General features: G+C 49.8%; 26 protein-coding genes. 3 read left to right on the forward strand and 23 right to left on the reverse strand.

The features are described 5' to 3' along the window. Positions 1-46 precede the first annotated feature (46 nt). From rsmB to mscL, 3 genes are all read left to right on the forward strand, one after another. On the forward strand, positions 47-1,333 hold the full coding sequence (rsmB, locus tag AAHF05_RS20475; RefSeq protein ID WP_129325413.1) for a 16S rRNA (cytosine(967)-C(5))-methyltransferase RsmB: 1,287 nt from the start codon (positions 47-49) through the stop codon (positions 1,331-1,333). Positions 1,334-1,355: 22 nt separating this feature from the next. Next, positions 1,356-2,732 carry a Trk system potassium transporter TrkA gene (trkA, locus tag AAHF05_RS20480; protein ID WP_013099016.1) on the forward strand — a complete coding sequence of 459 codons (1,377 nt, stop codon included), beginning with the start codon at positions 1,356-1,358 and terminating at the stop codon, positions 2,730-2,732. A gap of 146 nt (positions 2,733-2,878) precedes the next feature. After that, on the forward strand, positions 2,879-3,289 hold the full coding sequence (mscL, locus tag AAHF05_RS20485) for a large-conductance mechanosensitive channel protein MscL (RefSeq protein WP_014072054.1): 411 nt from the start codon (positions 2,879-2,881) through the stop codon (positions 3,287-3,289). On the opposite strand, the gene AAHF05_RS20490 is transcribed toward mscL, so the two are convergent. The 23 genes from AAHF05_RS20490 to rplP form a co-directional block, all read right to left on the reverse strand. After that, positions 3,290-3,505 (reverse strand): alternative ribosome-rescue factor A, encoded by a 216-nt coding sequence (locus AAHF05_RS20490; RefSeq protein WP_028018488.1) that lies wholly within the window; start codon positions 3,503-3,505, stop codon positions 3,290-3,292. Positions 3,506-3,562: 57 nt separating this feature from the next. Continuing rightward, complete coding sequence (zntR, locus tag AAHF05_RS20495) at positions 3,563-3,988, reverse strand: Zn(2+)-responsive transcriptional regulator (RefSeq protein ID WP_028018489.1); 426 nt, start codon at positions 3,986-3,988, stop codon at positions 3,563-3,565. A gap of 2 nt (positions 3,989-3,990) precedes the next feature. After that, positions 3,991-4,359, reverse strand: coding sequence for a DUF1992 domain-containing protein (locus AAHF05_RS20500; RefSeq protein WP_129325414.1), 369 nt, complete (start codon positions 4,357-4,359; stop codon positions 3,991-3,993). Between the two features lie 107 nt (positions 4,360-4,466). Continuing rightward, positions 4,467-4,850 (reverse strand): 50S ribosomal protein L17, encoded by a 384-nt coding sequence (gene rplQ, locus AAHF05_RS20505; RefSeq protein ID WP_001216368.1) that lies wholly within the window; start codon positions 4,848-4,850, stop codon positions 4,467-4,469. A 40-nt stretch (positions 4,851-4,890) separates the two neighbouring features. Further along, positions 4,891-5,880, reverse strand: coding sequence for a DNA-directed RNA polymerase subunit alpha (locus tag AAHF05_RS20510; protein ID WP_002919219.1), 990 nt, complete (start codon positions 5,878-5,880; stop codon positions 4,891-4,893). Between the two features lie 25 nt (positions 5,881-5,905). Next, entirely contained in the window at positions 5,906-6,526 is a 621-nt protein-coding gene (gene rpsD, locus AAHF05_RS20515) for a 30S ribosomal protein S4 (RefSeq protein WP_004868345.1), read from the reverse strand. Positions 6,527-6,558: 32 nt separating this feature from the next. Then, a complete protein-coding gene (rpsK, locus tag AAHF05_RS20520; RefSeq protein WP_003863312.1) occupies positions 6,559-6,948 on the reverse strand; it encodes a 30S ribosomal protein S11 in 390 nt (129 codons plus the stop codon). A gap of 16 nt (positions 6,949-6,964) precedes the next feature. Further along, on the reverse strand, positions 6,965-7,321 hold the full coding sequence (gene rpsM, locus AAHF05_RS20525) for a 30S ribosomal protein S13 (protein ID WP_003863308.1): 357 nt from the start codon (positions 7,319-7,321) through the stop codon (positions 6,965-6,967). A 146-nt stretch (positions 7,322-7,467) separates the two neighbouring features. Further along, the gene (rpmJ, locus tag AAHF05_RS20530; RefSeq protein ID WP_000868187.1) at positions 7,468-7,584 is read right to left on the reverse strand and encodes a 50S ribosomal protein L36; all 117 of its coding nucleotides are present in this window, start codon (positions 7,582-7,584) and stop codon (positions 7,468-7,470) included. 31 nt (positions 7,585-7,615) lie between these two features. Next, a complete protein-coding gene (secY, locus tag AAHF05_RS20535; protein WP_003863305.1) occupies positions 7,616-8,947 on the reverse strand; it encodes a preprotein translocase subunit SecY in 1,332 nt (443 codons plus the stop codon). A 7-nt stretch (positions 8,948-8,954) separates the two neighbouring features. Continuing rightward, positions 8,955-9,389 (reverse strand): 50S ribosomal protein L15, encoded by a 435-nt coding sequence (rplO, locus tag AAHF05_RS20540; protein ID WP_354016839.1) that lies wholly within the window; start codon positions 9,387-9,389, stop codon positions 8,955-8,957. 3 nt (positions 9,390-9,392) lie between these two features. Next, positions 9,393-9,572 carry a 50S ribosomal protein L30 gene (gene rpmD / locus AAHF05_RS20545; RefSeq protein WP_003863301.1) on the reverse strand — a complete coding sequence of 60 codons (180 nt, stop codon included), beginning with the start codon at positions 9,570-9,572 and terminating at the stop codon, positions 9,393-9,395. Between the two features lie 6 nt (positions 9,573-9,578). Continuing rightward, on the reverse strand, positions 9,579-10,079 hold the full coding sequence (gene rpsE, locus AAHF05_RS20550; protein WP_003863299.1) for a 30S ribosomal protein S5: 501 nt from the start codon (positions 10,077-10,079) through the stop codon (positions 9,579-9,581). A 14-nt stretch (positions 10,080-10,093) separates the two neighbouring features. Continuing rightward, positions 10,094-10,447 carry a 50S ribosomal protein L18 gene (rplR, locus tag AAHF05_RS20555; RefSeq protein WP_013099023.1) on the reverse strand — a complete coding sequence of 118 codons (354 nt, stop codon included), beginning with the start codon at positions 10,445-10,447 and terminating at the stop codon, positions 10,094-10,096. A 9-nt stretch (positions 10,448-10,456) separates the two neighbouring features. Continuing rightward, positions 10,457-10,990 (reverse strand): 50S ribosomal protein L6, encoded by a 534-nt coding sequence (gene rplF / locus AAHF05_RS20560; RefSeq protein WP_003863296.1) that lies wholly within the window; start codon positions 10,988-10,990, stop codon positions 10,457-10,459. A gap of 12 nt (positions 10,991-11,002) precedes the next feature. After that, complete coding sequence (gene rpsH, locus AAHF05_RS20565; protein ID WP_006178918.1) at positions 11,003-11,395, reverse strand: 30S ribosomal protein S8; 393 nt, start codon at positions 11,393-11,395, stop codon at positions 11,003-11,005. Positions 11,396-11,425: 30 nt separating this feature from the next. Then, a complete protein-coding gene (gene rpsN / locus AAHF05_RS20570) occupies positions 11,426-11,731 on the reverse strand; it encodes a 30S ribosomal protein S14 (protein ID WP_003863291.1) in 306 nt (101 codons plus the stop codon). 14 nt (positions 11,732-11,745) lie between these two features. Continuing rightward, complete coding sequence (rplE, locus tag AAHF05_RS20575; RefSeq protein WP_001096202.1) at positions 11,746-12,285, reverse strand: 50S ribosomal protein L5; 540 nt, start codon at positions 12,283-12,285, stop codon at positions 11,746-11,748. Between the two features lie 14 nt (positions 12,286-12,299). Continuing rightward, positions 12,300-12,614, reverse strand: a complete 315-nt coding sequence (gene rplX, locus AAHF05_RS20580; protein WP_003863287.1) for a 50S ribosomal protein L24 — start codon at positions 12,612-12,614, stop codon at positions 12,300-12,302. 10 nt (positions 12,615-12,624) lie between these two features. Then, on the reverse strand, positions 12,625-12,996 hold the full coding sequence (gene rplN / locus AAHF05_RS20585; RefSeq protein ID WP_002919748.1) for a 50S ribosomal protein L14: 372 nt from the start codon (positions 12,994-12,996) through the stop codon (positions 12,625-12,627). Between the two features lie 166 nt (positions 12,997-13,162). Further along, complete coding sequence (gene rpsQ, locus AAHF05_RS20590; protein WP_008503489.1) at positions 13,163-13,417, reverse strand: 30S ribosomal protein S17; 255 nt, start codon at positions 13,415-13,417, stop codon at positions 13,163-13,165. Then, positions 13,417-13,608, reverse strand: coding sequence for a 50S ribosomal protein L29 (rpmC, locus tag AAHF05_RS20595; RefSeq protein WP_003863282.1), 192 nt, complete (start codon positions 13,606-13,608; stop codon positions 13,417-13,419). Before rpmC ends, rpsQ begins: the two co-directional genes overlap by 1 nt. Next, complete coding sequence (rplP, locus tag AAHF05_RS20600; protein WP_002919759.1) at positions 13,608-14,018, reverse strand: 50S ribosomal protein L16; 411 nt, start codon at positions 14,016-14,018, stop codon at positions 13,608-13,610. The genes rpmC and rplP overlap by 1 nt, the downstream gene beginning before the upstream one ends. Positions 14,019-14,021: the final 3 nt, after the last annotated feature.

Genomic DNA, 14,021 nt, shown 5'->3' on the forward strand with positions numbered 1-14,021 from the left:
TTATTCTTAAGGCCCGGAGTTTCCGGGCATTTTTATTTTTACGGTTATGAAAAAACAAAATCTACGCAGTATGGCGGCTCAGGCCGTTGAGCAGGTTATCGAGCAGGGCCAGTCTTTGAGTAACGTCCTGCCTCCACTGCAACAAAAAGTCTCTGATAAAGACAAAGCCCTGCTTCAGGAGCTCTGCTTTGGCGTCCTGCGCACACTCTCTCAGCTTGAGTGGTTGATTAATAAGCTGATGTCGCGGCCAATGACCGGCAAGCAACGTACCGTACATTATTTGATTATGGTAGGTTTCTATCAGCTTCTTCATACCCGTATTCCACCTCATGCCGCTCTGGCTGAGACAGTGGAAGGTGCTGTTGCGATCAAACGTCCCCAACTGAAAGGTCTGATCAACGGAGTACTGCGTCAGTTCCAGCGACAGCAGGAAGAGCTTCTTGCTGAGTTTGCTCAAAGTGAAACACGTTTCCTGCACCCGGAATGGCTTCTGAATCGCCTGAAAAAAGCTTATCCGCAGCAGTGGCAGGACATTGCCGAAGCCAATAACCAGCGCCCACCAATGTGGTTGCGCGTGAATCGTAATCATCATTCTCGCGATGCCTGGCTTGCCTTGCTTGAAGAGGCTGGAATGAACGGCTTCACACATGACGCCTATCCTGATGCCGTACGTTTAGCATCCCCTGCACCGGTACATGCATTACCCGGTTTTGACGAAGGCTGGGTAACTGTACAAGATGCCTCTGCCCAAGGTTGCATGACCTGGCTTGAACCCAAAAATGGAGAGCAGATCCTCGATCTCTGCGCCGCGCCAGGAGGCAAAACCACGCATATTCTGGAAGTTGCACCTCAGGCCAGCGTATTAGCAGTGGACGTTGATGAACAACGTCTTTCACGCGTCTACGACAACCTGAAACGTTTGGGTATGAAGGCGCAGGTTAAGCAAGGTGATGGGCGCAAACCCGCAGAGTGGTGTGGCGAGACGAAATTTGATCGGATTTTGCTGGACGCCCCCTGCTCAGCAACCGGTGTTATTCGCCGTCATCCGGATATTAAGTGGCTGCGTCGTGACCGTGATATTAAGGAACTTGCCCAGCTGCAATCCGACATTCTTGATGCTATCTGGCCACATCTGAGACCTGGCGGAACACTGGTCTATGCGACGTGTTCCATACTTCCGGAAGAGAACAGCCAGCAAATTGCGGCCTTCCTTAAACGTACTCCGGACGCTGCGTTAAGAGATACGGGGACACCTAAATGCCCCGGTCAGCAGAACCTGCCTGGTGCAGAAGAGGGTGATGGCTTCTTTTACGCTAAGCTAATCAAAGAGTGATGTTGAGAACAGGTCACGAGATATGAAGATAATCATTCTGGGCGCAGGACAGGTTGGTGGAACGCTGGCAGAGAACCTGGTTGGCGAAAACAACGACATCACAATTGTTGATACCAACGGCGATCGGCTGCGCGTGTTGCAGGACAAGTTTGACCTTCGTGTTGTGCAGGGTCACGGCTCGCATCCGCGAGTCCTTCGTGAAGCGGGTGCCGATGATGCCGACATGCTGGTTGCAGTAACCAGCTCTGACGAAACCAATATGGTTGCTTGTCAGGTGGCTTACTCACTTTTCAACACACCAAACCGAATCGCGCGCATTCGCTCTCCTGACTATGTTCGTGATGCAGAGAAACTGTTCAATTCAGAAGCAGTACCGATTGACCATCTCATTGCGCCAGAACAACTGGTTATCGACAATATCTATCGCCTGATCGAATATCCTGGCGCACTGCAGGTAGTGAACTTTGCCGAAGGTAAAGTGAGTCTTGCAGTGGTTAAGGCCTATTACGGTGGGCCATTAATCGGCAATGCGCTCTCCACAATGCGTGAGCATATGCCGCATATTGATACTCGTGTCGCAGCCATTTTCCGCCACGATAGACCTATTCGTCCCCAAGGCTCCACGATTGTTGAAGCCGGCGATGAGGTCTTCTTTATTGCGGCCTCTCAGCATATTCGCGCAGTGATGAGTGAACTTCAGCGTCTCGAGAAGCCATATAAACGTATTATGTTGGTCGGTGGTGGCAATATCGGTGCTGGCCTGGCGCGTAGACTGGAAAAAGATTACAGCGTGAAATTGATCGAACGCGATCAGCAACGAGCTTCTGAACTGGCAGAAAAGTTGCAGAACACGATCGTATTTTATGGCGATGCGTCGGATCAGGAACTGCTGGCTGAAGAACATATTGATCAGGTTGATCTGTTTATTGCCGTCACCAACGACGATGAAGCAAATATTATGTCGGCCATGCTCGCCAAACGAATGGGGGCAAAAAAGGTGATGGTGCTTATTCAGCGCCGGGCTTATGTTGACCTTGTTCAGGGGAGTGTCATTGATATCGCCATTTCGCCACAGCAAGCGACCATTTCCGCACTCCTGAGCCATGTTCGCAAAGCGGATATTGTCGGCGTTTCATCTCTGCGTCGCGGCGTGGCAGAAGCCATTGAAGCCGTAGCTCATGGCGATGAAACCACATCACGCGTTGTGGGCCGTGCCATTGATGAGATTAAACTTCCACCGGGGACAATTATCGGGGCCGTGGTACGTGGGAATGATGTCATGATTGCCAATGATAATTTACGTATCGAGCAAGGGGACCACGTTATTATGTTCCTTACCGATAAAAAATTTATTACCGATGTCGAACGCCTGTTCCAGCCGAGTCCATTCTTCCTGTAATCATTCAGGTGCTCCTCAAAGAGCACCTGAACATAATCCCTCTATTTAACATGCCTTTTATTTTTCATAATGATTATTTATCCCCAATGGCAAATAGCGAATCATTTGTTAAACTTATAATCGTCAGCTGGCACAAGGAGAGCATAATGAGTTTTATTAAAGAATTTCGCGAATTTGCGATGCGCGGGAATGTAGTAGATTTGGCAGTGGGTGTCATTATTGGTGCGGCATTCGGTAAGATCGTCTCATCATTAGTAGCCGACATTATCATGCCACCTTTGGGTTTATTAATCGGGGGCATTGATTTCAAACAATTTGCCGTCACACTTCGGGATGCACAGGGCGATGTCCCGGCGGTTGTAATGCATTACGGTGTGTTCATTCAGAACATATTCGACTTTGTAATTGTGGCGTTTGCCATTTTTATGGCCATCAAGCTTATCAACAAGCTAAATCGTAAAAAAGAAGAACCAGCAGCAGCGCCAGCACCTACAAAAGAAGAAGTTTTGCTGACAGAGATTCGCGATCTGTTAAAAGAGCAGAATAATCGCTCTTGATCAGAAACTAAAAGCAAGAAGGCCAGTGGTAAAAAAGCGATCCGCTTGTTTGCCACTGGCCTCCCAGTTACCCCGTTTTGCATGTTTGTCTTTACGCAGATAACTTCCCTTCCCTTTTTTACTTTTCTCGACGCGCTGTCTGAAGAGCGGGTCGTGTAGTAGAGCTTCAATAGCGTTATCTTTGATTTGTCCCTTCGTATGCTGATAGCGGCTCATAATTTCTCCTGAGCATGGTTAATGTCGACGGAAGTCTAGATCCGGGCGGACAAAAAATCAACTGCCCTCCATTTCTCCACTGGCTCCCTGTTCAAGGGCTTCCAGAATTGAACAATAGATGCTGCTGTGCGCCGTTCCACAACAAGCGTCATTCAGCCTTTGTAAAGAACGCTGCATAGTCTGCAACTCCTGAATGCGAGCTTCAACCTCGTCCAGGCGCGCCTGAACAATACTCTTCGACTCCTGGCAGGTATGATGTTCCGGATCAATACGGATCGATAATAACTCGCGGATCGAATCCAGTGTGAAACCAAGCTGTCGCGCATAACGAATAAACCGCAGACGTTGTAGATCGTTATCGGTATAAAGGCGAAAACCACCCTCAGTGCGAACTTCATGATCAATCATCTGCTGCTTTTCATAGTATCGGATGGTATCCGGTGTTACGTTCGCGAGCTTTGCAAGTTCACCGATACGGTACATAACTATTCCTCGTTTATTTTATGCATCAATCTTTCGCCGTATTCACCGTGCAGAAAGTCAGTATTCATTCCCGCCTGGCGAAGCTTAAGTTCAATCAGTGCGAGCCGACGGGTAAGTTCAGAATGTCGAGGATCGTCCTGACGGATACCTTTGAGTAGATCAGCAAGCTCAACCGCCTCCCTGCGCTGTTCGAGTTCAGGAGGAAGACAACCTGCATTTTTCAGTAATCGATATCCTGCACGTAATTCTGGCGCGATGTGCGAATCGTCATCCAGCACAAGGAGAGCACCACTTCCTGGAAGATCATCAAATTCACCTTTTTTTTGGGCATCGCGGATATGGCGTTCTGCCCACTGATCGAGCAACCACATTATTAGCTCCAGGGAAAGAACAGATTTGATACAGACATTGTAGAGAAGTGGGGATATACCGGATATAAAAAAACCCGCCGAGGCGGGTTTTTTTACGTTACTACAGATTACTCTGCAGCAGCTTCTGCTTTCTCTGAACGATCAACCAGCTCGATGTAAGCCATCGGCGCGTTGTCGCCTGCACGGAAGCCACACTTCAGAATGCGAGTGTAACCACCGGCACGGCTCGCGAAACGCGGGCCCAGTTCGTTAAACAGTTTTGCCACGATCTCGTTATCACGAGTACGGGCGAATGCCAGACGACGATTAGCAACGCTGTCAGTCTTGGCAAGAGTAATCAGCGGCTCAACTACGCGACGCAGCTCTTTCGCTTTAGGCAGGGTCGTCTTGATGATCTCATGACGAACCAGTGAACCTGCCATGTTGCGGAACATAGCCTGGCGATGGCTGCTGTTGCGGTTCAGTTGACGACCACTCTTACGATGGCGCATGACCTTATCCTTCTCAGTAAAACCTTAACCTGTGATCCGGTTACTCGTCAGCAATACTAGCTGGTGGCCAGTTTTCCAGGCGCATGCCCAGAGACAGACCACGTGAAGCCAGCACGTCTTTAATCTCGGTAAGAGATTTTTTACCCAGGTTCGGCGTTTTCAGCAACTCAACCTCGGTACGCTGTACCAGATCACCGATATAGTGGATAGCTTCTGCCTTGAGGCAGTTAGCAGAGCGGACAGTCAATTCGAGATCGTCAACAGGGCGCAGCAGGATCGGATCGAATTCTGGTTTCTCTTCTTTCACTTCCGGCTGACGTACATCACGTAAGTCAACGAAAGCTTCCAGTTGTTCTGCCAGGATGGTTGCCGCACGACGAATCGCCTCTTCAGGATCGATTGTGCCGTTGGTTTCCATTTCGATGACCAGCTTGTCCAGGTCGGTACGCTGTTCTACACGCGCTGCTTCAACATTGTAGGCAATACGCTCTACAGGGCTGTAGCATGCGTCGACCAGCAGACGGCCGATTGGGCGCTCATCTTCTTCCGAATGAATTCGGGCAGAAGCCGGCACATAACCACGACCGCGCTGAACTTTGATACGCATGCTAATCGCTGCGTTCTCATCGGTCAGGTGGCAGATCACGTGCTGCGGCTTGACGATTTCAACATCACCGTCGTGGGTGATGTCGGCTGCAGTCACAGGGCCAATGCCAGATTTATTCAGAGTAAGAATAACTTCATCTTTACCCTGAACTCTCACCGCCAGCCCTTTCAGGTTGAGCAGGATTTCAAGGATATCTTCCTGAACGCCTTCTTTGGTGCTGTACTCATGAAGTACACCATCAATCTCAACCTCGGTCACCGCGCAACCCGGCATCGATGAGAGCAGAATACGGCGCAGTGCGTTACCCAGAGTATGGCCAAAGCCACGCTCTAAAGGCTCAAGGGTCACCTTGGCGTGCGTCGAACTCACTTGCTCGATATCTACCAGGCGCGGTTTTAGAAACTCTGTCACAGAACCCTGCATTGTGTCCTCTCTTTGGTACTAAGCTTTACTTGGAGTAAAGCTCGACGATCAGGTGTTCGTTAATGTCCGCAGACAGATCAGAACGTTCTGGCTGACGCTTGAACGTACCTTCCATCTTGCCAGCATCAACTTCCAGCCAGGTTGGCTTTTCACGCTGCTCAGCCAGCTCCAGAGCGGCCTTCACGCGAGATTGCTTTTTCGCTTTCTCACGAATGCTAACAACGTCATTCGCTTTAACCTGATAAGAAGCGATGTTAACAACACGACCGTTTACCATGATTGCTTTGTGGCTAACCAGCTGACGTGATTCAGCACGAGTAGCGCCGAAGCCCATACGGTATACAACGTTGTCCAGACGACCTTCCAGCAGGGCCAGCAGGTTTTCACCTGTGTTGCCTTTCAGACGTGCGGCTTCTTTATAGTAGTTACGGAACTGACGCTCCAGCACACCGTACATACGGCGAACTTTTTGCTTTTCACGCAACTGCACACCATAGTCAGACAGACGCGGTTTACGCGCACCGTGCTGGCCAGGAGCTTGTTCAATTTTACACTTGGTATCGATCGCGCGAACGCCAGACTTAAGGAATAAGTCGGTGCCCTCACGACGGCTCAGCTTGAGCTTAGGACCCAAATATCTTGCCATTTTCTATCTCCAACTAACCTAAAAACGGAGCGTTATACGCGACGTTTTTTCGGCGGACGACAACCGTTATGAGGGATCGGAGTCACATCAGTAATATTCGTGATGCGGAAACCAGCGGCGTTCAGAGCGCGAACAGTAGATTCACGACCCGGACCCGGACCTTTAACCATAACTTCCAGATTCTTGATGCCGTATTCTTTTACGGCTTCAGCGCAACGCTCTGCTGCAACCTGAGCTGCGAACGGAGTGGATTTGCGAGAACCACGGAAACCGGAACCACCGGCTGTTGCCCAACCCAATGCGTTACCCTGACGATCAGTAATAGTAACGATGGTGTTGTTGAAAGAAGCATGGATATGAGCCACGCCGTCAGAGACTTGTTTTCTTACACGTTTACGTGCACGAACTGGTGCCTTTGCCATTATTCAATCACCCCGATTATTTCTTGATCGGTTTGCGCGGACCCTTACGGGTACGTGCGTTGGTCTTAGTACGCTGACCGCGCACTGGCAGACCACGACGATGACGCAAACCGCGATAGCAACCAAGATCCATCAGGCGCTTGATGCTCATGCTGATTTCACGGCGCAGATCACCTTCAACGACAAATTTGGCAACTTCGTCACGCAGCGTGTCGATTTGTTCTTCAGACAGCTCACTGATCTTAACATCTTCAGCGATACCCGCTGCAGCCAGAATGGCTTTAGAACGGGTCTTGCCGACGCCGTAGATCGAAGTTAATGCGATCACAGCATGTTTCTGATCAGGAATGTTAATGCCTGCTATACGGGCCACTATGCACTCCTACTATTTAATATGTACGCACCATGCTGAAAAGCCCGTTTTCAGGATACTCAAATGGAAACGTACAGACATACAAAAGATTGGCTGGCTAATCTAGCCAGCTCAACCCAACTTTGCAAGAAAAATATGCGAAATAATCAGCCTTGGCGCTGTTTATGCTTCGGCTCGGCACTGCAAATCACACGGATGACACCATCACGCTTAACGATTTTGCAGTTACGGCATAATTTCTTGACGGAAGCACGAACTTTCATTTTTACTCTCCGTAACTTCTCAGGCGACCAATTAGCGGCCGTAGCCTTTCAGGTTCGCCTTCTTCAATGCAGACTCATACTGACTCGACATCATCAGAGTTTGCACTTGAGCCATAAAGTCCATAATCACGACAACAACGATAAGCAGTGAGGTCCCACCGAAGTAGAACGGTACTTTCATTGCATCACGCATGAACTCCGGGATCAGGCAGATAAAAGTAATATAAAGCGCACCAACCAAAGTCAGGCGAGTCATTACTTTATCGATATACTTCGCCGTTTGCTCTCCCGGACGAATTCCTGGTACAAATGCACCGGACTTCTTCAGGTTATCTGCTGTTTCACGCGGGTTGAAGACCAACGCCGTGTAGAAGAAACAGAAGAAGATGATCGCAGACGCATAGAGTAACACATAAAGTGGTTGCCCAGGCTGCAAATACAGCGAAATTGTTGTCAGCCAGTTCCAACCAGTACCGCCCCCGAACCATGACGCGATGGTTGCCGGGAACAGAATAATACTGGAAGCGAAGATCGCCGGGATTACCCCTGCCATATTCACTTTCAGCGGTAAATGTGTGCTCTGTGCAGCATAGACACGACGACCCTGCTGACGTTTCGCGTAGTTCACCACAATACGGCGTTGACCACGTTCAACGAAGACAACAAAGAACGTCACTGCAAATACTAATACTGCAACCAACAGCAACAGGAGGAAGTGCAGGTCGCCTTGACGCGCTTGCTCGATAGTATGGGCGATGGCTGGCGGGAGGCCCGCAACAATACCGGCGAAGATAATGATTGAGATACCGTTACCGATACCACGTTCAGTAATCTGTTCGCCGAGCCACATCAGGAACATTGTCCCTGTGACCAGACTTACAACAGCGGTGAAGTAGAATGCAAAGCCCGGGTTTAACACCAGGCCCTGCATACCAGGCATATTCGGCAGACCGGTAGCAATACCGATCGACTGGAATATTGCCAGCACCAGAGTACCGTAACGGGTGTACTGACTAATCTTACGACGTCCAGACTCCCCTTCTTTCTTCAACTCTGCCAGGGCCGGATGAACGACCGTGAGCAGCTGGATAATAATAGATGCCGAAATGTACGGCATAATACCCAGAGCAAAGATAGAAGCACGGCTGAGAGCACCACCAGAGAACATGTTGAACATTTCAATGATGGTGCCTCGCTGTTGCTCAAGCAGTTTGGCAAGTACAGCGGCATCGATACCAGGGATCGGAATAAAAGAGCCAATACGGAACACAATCAGCGCGCCGATAACAAACAGCAGTCTGCGTTTCAGCTCGCCAAATCCACCTTTGGCACTTTGAAAATCTAATCCCGGTTGCTTAGCCATCTGCTACTTATTCCTCAATTTTACCGCCAGCGGCTTCGATAGCAGCACGAGCACCTTTAGTAACACGCAGGCCACGAACAGTTACCGGAGTAGAAACTTCACCAGCCAGGATCACTTTCGCGAACTCGATCTGGATACCGATAATGTTTGCTGCTTTCAGCGTGTTCAGGTCTACAACGCCGCCTTCAACTTTCGCCAGGTCAGACAGACGGATTTCCACTGTGATCGCTGCTTTGCGAGAGGTGAAGCCGAACTTCGGCAGACGACGGTACAGTGGCATCTGGCCACCCTCGAAACCGCGACGTACGCCACCGCCAGAACGAGAGTTCTGACCTTTGTGACCACGACCACCGGTTTTGCCGAGGCCAGAACCGATACCACGACCCAGGCGTTTACCCGCCTTTTTAGAGCCTTCGGCCGGAGACAGAGTATTTAAACGCATCTCTTACTCCTCAACTTTAACCATGAAGTAAACCGCGTTGACCATACCACGAACAGCAGGAGTATCCTCGCGCTCAACGGTATGACCAATACGACGCAGACCCAGGCCAAGCAGCGTTGCCTTGTGTTTCGGCAGACGACCGATTGCACTGCGGGTTTGAGTGATTTTAATAGTCTTTGCCATGGTCAATTACCCCAGAATTTCTTCAACGGATTTACCACGCTTGGCAGCGACCATTTCTGGAGAATTCATATTTTCCAGGCCATCAATAGTTGCACGAACCACGTTGATCGGGTTGGTGGAACCATATGCTTTAGCCAGAACGTTATGAACCCCAGCAACTTCCAGAACGGCGCGCATTGCACCACCGGCGATGATACCGGTACCTTCTGAAGCTGGCTGCATGAATACACGAGAACCCGTGTGAACACCTTTAACTGGGTGCTGCAGGGTGCCGTTGTTCAGCGCGACGTTAATCATGTTGCGACGGGCTTTTTCCATCGCTTTCTGGATCGCTGCTGGAACTTCACGCGCTTTACCGTAACCAAAACCAACGCGACCGTTACCATCGCCTACTACAGTCAGAGCTGTGAAGGAGAAAATACGACCACCTTTAACGGTTTTAGATACGCGGTTTACCGCGATCAGCTTTTCCTGCAGTTCGCCAGCCTGTTTTTCGATGTGAGCCATCTTACACCTCTACCTTAGAACTGAAGGCCAGCTTCACGGGCAGCATCTGCCAGTGCCTGGACACGACCATGATATTGGAACCCGGAACGGTCAAAGGAAACATTGCTGATACCTTTTTCCAGAGCGCGTTCAGCAACAGCTTTACCTACAGCTGCAGCGGCGTCTTTGTTACCGGTGTACTTCAATTGTTCTGCGATAGCTTTTTCTACAGTAGAAGCAGCTACCAGAACTTCAGAACCGTTCGGTGCAATTACCTGTGCGTAAATATGACGCGGGGTACGATGTACCACCAGGCGAGTTGCACCCAGCTCTTTGAGCTTGCGGCGTGCGCGGGTCGCACGACGGATACGAGCAGATTTCTTATCCATAGTGTTACCTTACTTCTTCTTAGCCTCTTTGGTACGCACGACTTCGTCGGCGTAACGAACACCCTTGCCTTTGTAAGGCTCAGGACGACGGTAGGCGCGCAGATCTGCTGCAACCTGACCGATCAGCTGTTTATCAGCGCCTTTCAGCACGATTTCAGTTTGAGTCGGACATTCTGCAGTGATACCGGCCGGCAGCGGATGCTCAACAGGGTGTGAGAAGCCCAGAGACAGGCCTACTGCATTCCCTTTGATAGCTGCACGATAACCTACACCAACCAGCTGAAGCTTTTTAGTGAAGCCTTCGGTAACACCAACAACCATTGAGTTCAGCAGGGCACGCGCGGTACCAGCCTGAGCCCATCCATCCACGAAACCATCACGTGGACCGAAGGTCAGAGCGTTATCTGCATGTTTAACTTCAACAGCTTTGTTGAGGGTACGAGTCAGCTCGCCGTTTTTACCTTTGATCGTAATAACCTGACCGTCGATTTTTACATCAACGCCGGCAGGAATAACGACCGGTGCTTTAGCAACACGAGACATTCTTTCCTCCGATTAGGCTACGTAGCAGATAATTTCGCCACCAAGACCAGCCTGGCGCGCTGCACGATCAGTCATAACACCTTTAGAGGTAGAAACAACTGCGATACCAAGACCAGCCATAACTTTTGGCAGCTCATCTTTTTTCTTATAGATGCGCAGGCCTGGGCGGCTGACACGCTGAATGCTTTCTACAACAGCTTTACCCTGGAAATACTTGAGAGTAAGTTCCAGTTCCGGCTTGGTGTCGCCTTCAACTTTAAAATCTTCGATAAAACCTTCTTCCTTCAGCACGTTGGCAATTGCCACTTTCAGCTTGGCGGAAGGCATGGTGACCGCAACTTTGTTCGCGGCCTGACCGTTACGGATACGGGTCAGCATATCCGCGATCGGATCTTGCATGCTCATCTGTCTTTACTCCCGTGATTCAATTGGTAATTACCAGCTAGCCTTTTTCAAGCCTGGTACTTCACCGCGCATGGCGGCTTCACGCAGTTTGATACGGCTCAACCCAAACTTGCCCACATAACCATGTGGACGACCTGTTTGACGACAGCGGTTACGCTGACGAGACGGGCTGGAATCACGCGGCAGAGACTGCAGCTTGAGAACCGCATTCCAACGATCTTCGTCGGAAGCGTTCACATCAGAAATGATCGCTTTCAGTTCAGCGCGTTTAGCGAAGAATTTATCAGCTAAAGCTACGCGCTTTACTTCGCGTGCTTTCATTGATTGCTTAGCCATTCAGTAACCCTACCTTACTTGCGGAACGGGAAGTCAAAGGCAGCCAGCAGAGCACGGCCTTCTTCGTCAGATTTCGCAGTAGTGGTAATGGTAATATCCAAACCACGCACGCGGTCGACTTTATCGTAGTCGATTTCTGGGAAGATGATCTGCTCACGGACACCCATGCTGTAGTTACCACGACCGTCGAAAGACTTAGCGGACAAGCCACGGAAGTCACGGATACGTGGAACAGCAATAGTGATCAGGCGCTCAAAGAACTCCCACATGCGTTCGCCACGCAGAGTTACTTTACAGCCGATCGGATAGCCCTGACGGATTTTGAAGCCTGCAACAGATTTGCGTGCTTTGGTGATCAGCGGTTTTTGACCGGAGATTGCTGTCAGGTCAGCTGCTGCGTTATCCAGCAGTTTCTTGTCAGCGATCGCTTCACCAACACCCATGTTCAGGGTGATCTTCTCGACCCGAGGGACTTGCATGACAGAATTGTAGTTAAACTCAGTCATGAGTTTTTTAACTACTTCGTCTTTGTAGTAATCATGCAGTTTCGCCATCGTACTACTCCAAATTACTTGATAGTTTCGCTGTTAGACTTGAAGAAACGGACTTTTTTACCGTCTTCGAATCTAAAGCCTACACGGTCAGCCTTGCCGGTAGCCGCATTGAAGATTGCAACGTTAGAAACCTGAATAGCAGCTTCTTTTTCAACGATGCCGCCTGGTTGGTTCAGGGCCGGAACCGGCTTCTGATGTTTCTTAACCAAGTTGATACCTTCAACGACGAGTTTGCCGGAAGACAGAACATTTTTTACTTTACCGCGTTTACCTTTATCTTTACCGGTTAACACGATAACTTCGTCATCACGACGGATTTTCGCTGCCATGATTCGCTCCTTAGAGTACTTCTGGTGCCAGAGAGATAATTTTCATGAACTTCTCAGTACGAAGTTCACGAGTTACCGGCCCAAAGATACGCGTGCCGATAGGCTGCTCGCTGTTATTGTTTAAAATAACGCATGCATTACCATCGAAGCGAATGACAGAACCGTCAGGGCGACGAACACCCTTCTTGGTGCGCACCACTACCGCCTTCAGCACATCACCTTTTTTGACCTTACCACGTGGAATTGCTTCCTTGATGGTGATCTTGATGATGTCGCCTACGCCTGCGTAGCGACGGTGCGAGCCACCCAGAACCTTGATACACATTACGCGACGTGCACCGGAGTTGTCGGCGACGTTCAGCATAGTCTGTTCTTGGATCATTTTAGTGCTCCGCTAATGTCAACTACTACCTGAGACTCTAAAATCAGAGCCGTTAAAAAGCCCCATATCGAGGGCGCGGCATTATAACACCGCTTCTGCAATATGGGTAGAAAAAATAAACGGCTCATCGCTGAGCCGTTTATTCGTATTGAGAATGCGTACTGTATTACAGAACCGCTTTCTCTACAACGCGAACCAGCGTCCAGGACTTAGTCTTGGACAGTGGACGGCATTCACGGATTTCAACCTTGTCGCCGATACCACATTCGTTGTTCTCGTCATGTACGTGCAGTTTGGTCGTACGCTTGATGAATTTACCGTAGATCGGGTGTTTCACAATACGTTCGATAGCTACAACAATGGATTTCTCCATTTTGTCACTAACAACACGACCTTGCAGAGTACGGATTTTATCGGTCATTACGCACCCGCCTTCTGAGTCAGTAAAGTCTTAACGCGTGCAACATTGCGACGCACTTGCTTCAGCAGGTGAGTCTGTTGCAGCTGGCCACTTGCAGCCTGCATACGCAGGTTGAACTGCTCACGCAGCAGGTTCAGCAGCTCAGCGTTCAGCTCTTCAACGCTTTTTTCACGCAGCTCTTTTGCTTTCATTACATCACCGTCTTAGTTACAAAGGTGGTTTTGATAGGCAGTTTCGCTGCTGCCAGGCCGAAGGCTTCACGGGCCAGCTCTTCCGGAACACCGTCCATTTCATACAGGACTTTGCCCGGTTGGATCAAGGCAACCCAGTACTCCACGTTACCTTTACCTTTACCCATACGAACTTCCAGCGGCTTCTCGGTAATTGGTTTGTCCGGGAATACACGGATCCAAATTTTACCTTGACGCTTAACTGCACGGGTCATTGCACGACGTGCTGCTTCGATCTGACGTGCAGTCAGACGACCACGGCCAACAGCTTTCAGACCGAAAGTGCCGAAGCTAACATCCGTACCCTGCGCCAGACCACGGTTGCGGCCTTTGTGCACTTTACGGAATTTTGTACGCTTTGGTTGTAACATCAG

Origin of the sequence: Enterobacter adelaidei, assembly GCF_041937165.1 — a bacterium.
Taxonomy (GTDB): domain Bacteria; phylum Pseudomonadota; class Gammaproteobacteria; order Enterobacterales; family Enterobacteriaceae; genus Enterobacter; species Enterobacter adelaidei.